The sequence below is a fragment of the uncultured Shimia sp. genome, assembly GCF_913054185.1.
Classification (GTDB): domain Bacteria; phylum Pseudomonadota; class Alphaproteobacteria; order Rhodobacterales; family Rhodobacteraceae; genus Shimia.
In genome coordinates this window covers 1-8,451 of the sequence record NZ_CAJXIV010000132.1, presented here as the reverse complement: position 1 = coordinate 8,451, position 8,451 = coordinate 1, and the positions used below count along the sequence as shown (strand labels likewise).

Below are 8,451 nucleotides of genomic sequence, written 5' to 3'. Positions count from 1 at the left end.
CGCAGAAGTGGCAAAGTGAGCAAGCTGCCAAGCAAAAACCGGGACCACGCCACAAACAGCGGGCTGGTGCCGTGGTCTTGGGTCATAAGTTTGCCTGCGGTGTCCCCGGCGGGGATCAACGACATGGCAACAAACATCAGGACAAAGACTTTCCACATGGTTGCGGCGTAACATGTTTGTTCCGGGACAAAAAGTCTGCGCATTGATGCGCAATTGCAAACAGAGAATTGACGCTTGGCGGGTTGAACCTGCTGGTGCCAAAAGGCTAAAGTTTTACGCATGACGAAGGAATTTTCCCGCCGTACGTTTTTGAGTTTGAGTGCCGCGTCGCTTGGTACGTCTGTTTTGGCAGATGCGCCAACGCGCTCGTTGCGGCCGGTTTTGCGGCCTAACGGTGTAAAAGCCCTGCCTGTGTCCGCGCCTGCGGCAGATGCTTTGATCCGCGACAGCGGGTTGAGTGGAAAGCTTAGCTTTGCAGTGGCCCGTATGGGCGATGGGGCGGTACTGGAAGGACATCAGGCCACCAATGGTTTGCCGCCAGCCAGCGTGACCAAAGTGCTGACGGCGCTTTATGCTTTGACCTACCTCGGGCCGAACCATCGGTTTCAGACCAGTCTTGTGGCCGTGGGCAATATTTCAAACGGTGTTTTGCGTGGGGATCTGGTTTTGCGGGGCGGCGGGGATCCGACCCTAGACACCAACGGTCTGGCGGATTTGGCCCGCACCCTGAAAGCGGCCGGTGTGCGTGAAGTCACTGGGCAGTTTCTGGTATGGGGCGGGGCCTTGCCGTCCACAAAACGGATCGACAAGAAACAGCCGGATCACGCGGGATATAACCCGGCTGTGTCGGGCATCGCGCTGAACTACAACCGTGTGCATTTTGAGTGGAAACGTGGTGCCAATGGGTATTCCGTGGCCATGGACGGGCGCAGCGACAAATACCGTCCAGAGGTTGATGTGGCGCGGATGAAAATCGTGAAGCGCAGCGTGCCGGTGTACACTTACAAATCGCAAGGCGGGCGTGACCATTGGACTGTGGCCAGTGGGGCTTTGGGCAAAGGTGGTGCGCGGTGGTTGCCGATGCGCGAGCCAGAGGTTTACGCCGGAGAGGTGTTTCGAACCTTGGCGCGGGCACATGGGATCACGCTAAAGGCTCCAAAGGAAACCAACAATGCACCACGCGGGGCAGTATTGGCGCGCAAGCAAAGCCCGGCATTGAAGACCATTGTCAAAGCCATGCTGAAGTATTCCACAAACATTACCGCCGAAATGGTGGGATTGGCGGCCAGTCAGGCGCGTGGTGCGCAGCCTGGGTCGGTGAAAGCTTCCGCTGCGGCAATGAATGCCTGGGCGGCGCAGGCTTTGGGCATGCGTAACGCCGCATTGGTCGATCATTCTGGCCTCGGGGAAGCTTCGCGGTTGCGGGCGGATGAGATGGCGATGATGTTGGCGCAGGCGGGGCAGCATCAGGTGTTGCGCCCGATCCTGAAAACCATTGCGCTGCGTGGCTCCAACGGCAAGGTGAACAAGGCCCATCCGCTTAAGGTCAACGCCAAAACCGGGACGTTGCATTTTGTGAGTGCGCTGGCGGGATATGTCACCACACCGGACGGCCGCGAGCTGGCCTTTGCGATATTTGGCGCCGATGTGAATGCGCGGGACCGTTTGATTGGGCCGGACAGAGAGCGGCCCCAAGGCGCGCGCACCTACAATGGGCGGGCCAAGAAGCTTCAGCAGAAGCTGATTGAGCGCTGGGGCACGGTATACGGCGCTTAGAGGCGCTTAGGTGCGCGCTATGCGTGCAATTTCTGCGCAAAAGCCAATCTGCTTTTCAAATTTCTTGACGGGGCTTTGTGGCGTGGTTGATAGTTTTTTCAATGGGTTCGCAGTGACGCAAGGAGTGTCAGAGAGCGCGAAGTAGGTGATGTCGCGCCAAGGACAAGCGGACCGCAAGGTTTCAGTAACCAGTTCAGAATAATTTGAACTAGAGTTTAAAAGCCCATCGAAATTGGGCCGTCAGGTTGCGGGATAACACGTGCGGAAACGCGATAGATTGGATGAATTTGCTTTCTTAGAAGAAGTCCAGATGGGCATCTTTGTGCTTGAAGTGGGCGAGGACCGGTTGCCGCGATATGTGATGATGAACAAGGTCGCCCGCACCACCGCGCAGGTGGATCAGGCGTTTATTGACGGCAAAACAGCGGCCGAGATATTTCACGGAAGCGCCGGTGATTGGGCTCTAAAAAAGCACATTTCTGTTATGGAAAGCGGCAAAGCGGCGACATATGAAATTGCCTTCCCTTTTGCCGCCAACATGCTTCATATTCGCACCACTCTCACGCCAATTTACAATAAGGATGGCACGCTTTCGCACATGTTGGGGTGCTCGGCTGATGTGACCTCGGAGCGGCAGCGCGACGCAGCGCTGTCCTTAACAAAGGTAGCCAAGGAGAAGGCGGAGCAGGCCAACAAAGCCAAGGAACAGTTTCTGGCCAATATGAGCCACGAGATACGCACACCGATGAACGGCATTATTGGCATGTGCGATCTGTTGCGGGAGACCACGCTGAACAATCGGCAAAAGCTGTATTCCGATACGATCTCGAGCTCGGCCAATGCGCTTTTGGACATCATCAACGACGTGCTGGATTTTTCAAAAATTCAGGCTGGAAAGCTGTCGATCCATGATTCACCGTTTTCCATGCGGAGTCTGGTCACGGAAATTACCACATTGCTGGGTATACGGGCAGAGGCCAAAGGGCTCAAAATAAACGTGAATTACGACACGTCGGTGCCATCTAACTATTTGGGAGACGCCAGCCGTGTTCGGCAAGTCCTTCTGAACTTGCTTGGGAACGCCATCAAATTCACCGAAATTGGGCGGATCGATGTATCGGTTGTTTATGATGCTGACGCCAAACGATGGCCCTTAAAGTTGTCCATTTGCGACACCGGTCCCGGAATTGCGGATGCTGAAAAAGACCTGATTTTTTCTGCGTTTGAACAGATCGACAACTTGGCCACACGCAGAGAAGACGGGACTGGCTTGGGGCTGACCATATCGCAAGCATTGGTGGAACGCATGCATGGCAAAATCGATGTGGAGAGCGAAATTGGTGCTGGCAGCACGTTCACGGTGTCGTTGGCCTTGCCGGTGACTGAAGAGCTTGTTGAAGTCCAGGAAGTTGAGGAATTGCTGATCGCGTCTTATCCGCCGATGGATGCGCAAACCCGGCCGTCGGAGCCAGAACCACAACCCGGGCAGCAGCTCAAGGGCATGGAAATTCTCGTGGCAGAGGACAATCGGGTGAACCAATTGGTGATCCGGAAGATGTTGGCGCCAACCGGAGCGGAGCTGCATTTTGTGCCAGATGGGCAGCAGGCAGTGGATGCGTACAAGGCTGGGCAATGCGACCTAATCCTGATGGACCTGTCGATGCCTGTATTGGGGGGGCTTGAGGCCACCCGACAAATTCGTGCCTATGAAAAAGATGTGAAACGCCCGGCGTGTAAGATCATTGCGGTGACCGCCAACGCCCAGCCCAGTGACGCGGAAGCCTGTATGCAGGCGGGGATGGACGATTTCTTGAGCAAACCGTTTCGGAAAGGCGAATTGATCTCCATCATCGAGTGGTGAGCCGGGCCAGCGAATATTGTTCTGGTTGGCGAGGATTGCGAGGACGCTTTGACTTAGTTCTACGGCACATCACATGGGGACAGGGCTGGCGCTTGTGATTGCAGGCAAAAGACGACAACCCTTATGGGGCTGCAACTTCATGTGGCTTAGGCTGACAGTACGGACAGGTAAGTGCGGTGGGTTTTGTTGGTTTCTTCCAATTCGCAACAGTTTGGTAACACTTTATTAGATAAGACACATCTGAGAATAACCTTCACCTGAAGGGGTGGCGATGACGCGGCAGGCACCAAGTGTGACGGATTTGGATTTCCCAGGCTACCACGCGCTTTTGGACGCCGTGCCATCTTCTGTTTTTGTGCTGAAGTTGTGTGAGGACGGTCTTCCACGTTATGTCTCTATGAACAAGGCGGGCTGTGATCTGGTACAGCGCCGCCAAGAAGATGTTGTTGGGAAGACTGCGTTTGAGATTTATGGTGGTGCGATGGGGGACCGGGCGCTGGCCAAACACCTCGAGGTAATAGATGCCGCCCAGACGGCAACCTATTTGTCGGTCATTCCGTTTCCGAAAAAAGTGATTGATCTGCGCACGACGTTGACGCCGATTTTCGATGAAAACGGCGTCATGACGCATTTGATTGGGGTCAGCATTGATGTGACATCAGAACGCGAGCGCGATGAGGCGCTTGAGCTGACCAGGATTGCCAAGGAAAAGGCCGAGGAGGCCAGCACAGCCAAAGAACGTTTTCTGGCCAATATGAGCCACGAAATTCGCACGCCGATGAACGGCATCCTTGGCATGTCTGAGTTGATGCAGGACACCGAGCTGACGCCACAGCAGCAGCTGTATTCGAACACGATCAGCACCTCGGCCAATGCGCTGCTGGATATTGTGAATGACGTGCTGGATTTTTCCAAAATCCAGGCGGAAAAACTGTCTCTGGTTGAGGAGCCGTTCTCACTGTTGCAGGTGATCCTGGAAGTGACGACCCTGTTGAGCACGCGGGCCGAGACCAAGGGGTTGGTGCTGCATACGGATTATGCGCCGATGGTGCCTCATGGGTTTGTGGGGGATGCCAGCCGGATGCGGCAGGTGCTGTTGAACCTGATTGGCAATGCAATCAAATTTACCGATGCGGGGCGTATTGATGTGACCGTTGCGTATGACGGGGAGGATACAGCTTATCCTCTGCGATTGACGGTGGCGGACACCGGGCCGGGCATTGCGCAGGACGCGCAGGACGCAATTTTCGCGGCATTTGAGCAGGCTGATGGGCCCGGCACCCCCCGAGAAGAAGGCACCGGTTTGGGCTTGGCGATCACGCGGGCGCTTGTTGAACGCATGGGCGGAAAGATCGTGGTTGAAAGTGAGCTCGGCAGAGGGGCGGCGTTTACGGTGCAATTGGATTTGCCGGTGGTTGCCGCCAAGGACGTCGCTAAAGGGCTCGTCGCGGTGGTGCCTAAGGTTAGGCAGAGACCGAACATTGGCGCTCTAACGCCGTCAAAAAATGGGACACCAAGGACAGAGTTACCGTCGCTCAAAGGGGTCAAAATTTTAGTTGCGGAAGACAACCGCACCAATCAGTTGGTGGTGAGTAAGATGTTGGGGCCCACTGAGGCGGAATTGCAATTTGTCCCGGACGGGCAGCAAGCGGTGGATGCTTACAAAACGGGTGGATGTGATCTGATCCTGATGGACCTGTCGATGCCGGTCATGGGAGGGCTGGACGCCACACGGGAAATTCGAGCGTTTGAGAAAGATGCCGCGCGTCCGGCGTGCAAAATAATTGCACTGACAGCCAATGCGCAGCCCAGTGATGCAGAGGCCTGTCTGGATGCGGGCATGGATGACTTTCTGAGCAAGCCCTTCCGCAGGGGCGATCTGATTTCGATGATTTCTGGGTAGGGTTGTTCGGCGGCTGTACAGTTTGGTCCAATGTACAGAGGAGGGCAGAACCCTTACGACAAAAGTCGTATACCCAAGAGGGCTTGCAGCGCTTGTTCCGGTTCAAATTTTAGAAATAATTAACCAAACCTTGTGAATTTACGGCGAACTAAAAAACAGCTCGCCTAAGGTCCATGTGATTGCCGCAGAGGCAATTCGGGGGGCGAGGAACTAAGGGGAAGTCCGTGGATCAAAGCCAGAAAATCGACCCGTTTGCAGTTTTGAATTCGGTCGCTTTTTCTGTGTTTGTGCTGGAAGTGTGCGACGACGGGATGCCGCGATATGTGTCTGCAAATGGCCCAGCGCTGGACTATGCGGAGGTCACCCTAGATCAAGTGGTTGGCAAAACAGCATTAGAGGTGTTTGGCGGCGTGGTTGGTCAGCGCGGGCTAGCGCACCATTTGAATGTTGTGGCGCAGGCGGAGGAGGTAACCTATGAGGTGCCAATCCCTAAGGGCAGTAGGGTTGCGCTCATGCGCACCACGCTCAGTCCGTTGTTTAACAAAGATGGAAAACTGACACATTTGGTTGGCTCGTCCATGGATATGTCAGCCAATAAAGAGCGTGATGATGCGCTGGAACTGACCAAAATAGCCAAGGAACGTGCCGAGCAAGCGGTGCAGGCCAAAGAGCGGTTTTTGGCCAATGTGAGCCATGAGATCCGCACGCCGATGAATGGCATTATGGGGATGTGCGAGTTGTTGCGGGAAACTGCGTTGGACGAGCAACAGCGGCTTTATTCTGAAACAATTTTCCATTCGGCCAACGCGCTGTTGGAGATTGTAAACGACGTGCTGGATTTTTCCAAAATCCAGTCGGAGACAATTTCGCTACATATCGAGCCATTCTCGCTGCGCACACTGATTTCGGAAACGGTTATGTTGTTGAGCGCTCGGGCTGATGCAAAAGGCCTGGTGTTGCTGGAAGACTATCCGGCGGATGTGCCGGATGCCTTTGTTGGGGACGGAACACGGGTGCGGCAGGTTGTGCTCAACCTGATTGGCAATGCCATCAAATTCACCTCTGAAGGGCATGTAAGTGTTCGTGTGACGTTTGACCCTGAGGCGACCTTGCCTCTGAAGATTGCGGTTTCTGATACGGGCGTCGGGATCGCGCCAGAAGATCACGAGATGGTTTTCTCGGCCTTTGAACAGGTTGACCGACCGGAGATGCAGCGGGAAGAAGGCACGGGATTGGGGCTGGCGATCACGCGCGCGGTGGTCGAGCGCATGGGCGGGAAGGTCTCTGTGCGGAGTGCACGAGGGGAAGGTTGCACTTTTGAGGTGTGTTTGGGGTTCCCGATTGCGGACGTGCAGGACGTGCAGGCCCCGCCGTGTTGTGCGCCCTCGCCAAATGAAAATGACCGCCCACCACAACTGGACTTTGAACTTGTGGTATCACCCAAACAAACAACCGAAGTGCCACCTTCGTTGCAGGGCGTCAAAGTGCTGGTGGCGGAAGACAATAAGACCAATCAGTTGGTGGTGAAAAAGATGTTGGCACCAACTGGCGCGGATTTGATGTTTGTCGAGGATGGGCAGCAGGCCGTGCAGACTTATGAGGGTGGTGAATGGGATGTGGTCCTGATGGATCTATTGATGCCGGTCATGGGCGGTTTGGACGCCACCCGGCAAATCCGTGCTTTTGAAAAAGGCGCTGACCGGACAGCATGTAAGATCATCGCGCTGACCGCCAATACGCAGCCGAGTGATATTGACGCAAGTTTGGAGGCGGGGATGGATGACTTTTTGAGCAAGCCCTTCCGAAAGCGCGAGCTTTTGTCGATGATTGCCAAAGAGGCGCGGTCATCAGGCCTGTCCTGATAACCGCAATGTTGTCTTAGACCATGTGACGGGCGCGGGCACCCCGTTCGATGCCTGCGGCGTGCAGCCGGTCAATGCTCAGTTCGTAGCGGATCTCTTCCAAAATGCGCAGTTCGGATTCCGCCAGAGTGCCGTCAGCAGCAGCCACATCGCAGGCCAGCGCATAAGCGGTTTCAAACAGGTGTTCCGGCAGGTCGTGGCGTACGAGGCCAAACAGGGCGGCAAGTCCGTCTTCTTGCTCAAACAGTTCAAACACCAGCTGGCTAACGTGCTGCATACGATCGATGTCGTATTCCGCAAACACCGGCAAGTTGTTAACAGCGACCTGAATCTTGACCAGCTCAGCGGTGCGGATGTTTTCGTCAGAGGCCGATACGGCGATCATCACGACAACAAGGCAATCTTGCGGCGTGAGGGTTGTTGGGGTCTTATCCGGCACTGGGAATTCCTTTGAAATGACCTTGTTGCGGTGCAGAATATTGACTGACCCCGCAAGGAGCAATAGGAAGCGGCGGATTGTCTTGTGCAATGAGGCACTAGGCATGATTTTGCTGAAACCAATCCCGACATCGGAGATGGACAATGTCTGACCTGCGCGACGCAGCCCTCGTATCCAAAGCCTGGCCCTTTGAAGAAGCCCGTAAGCTTCTCAAACGCTACGCAAAGGGTGCGCCGGAGAAGGGATACGTGCTGTTTGAGACAGGCTACGGTCCTTCCGGCCTGCCACATATCGGCACCTTTGGCGAAGTGGCCCGGACCACAATGATCAAGACCGCCTTTGAGGCGATTAGTGACATTCCAACCAAGTTGATCTGTTTCTCAGACGATCTGGATGGGATGCGCAAAGTGCCGTCCAATGTGCCAAATCCGGAGCAGCTGGAACCGTATTTGCAGATCCCGCTGACGTCGGTGCCGGATCCGTTTGGCACACATGAGAGTTTTGGCGACCACAACAACGCCATGCTGCGCCGGTTCCTAGATACGTTTGACTTTGAGTATGAGTTCTACTCCGCCAAAGAGTTTTATCGCAGCGGTCAGTTTGATGAGAT

At 55.0% G+C, this 8,451-nt stretch carries 5 protein-coding genes and 2 pseudogenes; 5 read left to right on the top strand and 2 right to left on the bottom strand.

The genetic code is table 11. The features are described 5' to 3' along the window. Positions 1 to 203, bottom strand: a pseudogene (locus QZ517_RS18890) (hypothetical protein); the annotation flags it as partial. 76 nt (positions 204 to 279) lie between these two features. Between QZ517_RS18890 and dacB the strand changes: the two are divergent. The 4 genes from dacB (at position 280) to QZ517_RS18870 (ending at position 7,402) form a co-directional block, all read left to right on the top strand. After that, positions 280 to 1,776, top strand: coding sequence for a D-alanyl-D-alanine carboxypeptidase/D-alanyl-D-alanine-endopeptidase (gene dacB, locus QZ517_RS18885; RefSeq protein WP_294230209.1), 1,497 nt, complete (start codon positions 280 to 282; stop codon positions 1,774 to 1,776). Between the two features lie 259 nt (positions 1,777 to 2,035). Continuing rightward, positions 2,036 to 3,637 carry a response regulator gene (locus QZ517_RS18880; protein WP_294230206.1) on the top strand — a complete coding sequence of 534 codons (1,602 nt, stop codon included), beginning with the start codon at positions 2,036 to 2,038 and terminating at the stop codon, positions 3,635 to 3,637. A 271-nt stretch (positions 3,638 to 3,908) separates the two neighbouring features. Further along, positions 3,909 to 5,540, top strand: coding sequence for an ATP-binding protein (locus QZ517_RS18875; RefSeq protein ID WP_294230203.1), 1,632 nt, complete (start codon positions 3,909 to 3,911; stop codon positions 5,538 to 5,540). A gap of 224 nt (positions 5,541 to 5,764) precedes the next feature. After that, complete coding sequence (locus QZ517_RS18870) at positions 5,765 to 7,402, top strand: ATP-binding protein (protein ID WP_294230200.1); 1,638 nt, start codon at positions 5,765 to 5,767, stop codon at positions 7,400 to 7,402. Between the two features lie 16 nt (positions 7,403 to 7,418). On the opposite strand, the gene QZ517_RS18865 is transcribed toward QZ517_RS18870, so the two are convergent. Beyond that, positions 7,419 to 7,841: a tellurite resistance TerB family protein gene (locus tag QZ517_RS18865; RefSeq protein WP_294230197.1), complete on the bottom strand. Its 423-nt coding sequence runs from the start codon at positions 7,839 to 7,841 to the stop codon at positions 7,419 to 7,421. A 143-nt stretch (positions 7,842 to 7,984) separates the two neighbouring features. Between QZ517_RS18865 and lysK the strand changes: the two are divergent. Next, positions 7,985 to 8,451: pseudogene (gene lysK, locus QZ517_RS18860) on the top strand (lysine--tRNA ligase); the annotation flags it as partial.

Coding starts and splice junctions, on each gene's coding strand:
- dacB (WP_294230209.1), top strand. CDS start 280: ATGACGAAGGAATTTTCCCGCCGTACGTTTTTGAGTTTGAGTGCCGCG.
- QZ517_RS18875 (WP_294230203.1), top strand. CDS start 3,909: ATGACGCGGCAGGCACCAAGTGTGACGGATTTGGATTTCCCAGGCTAC.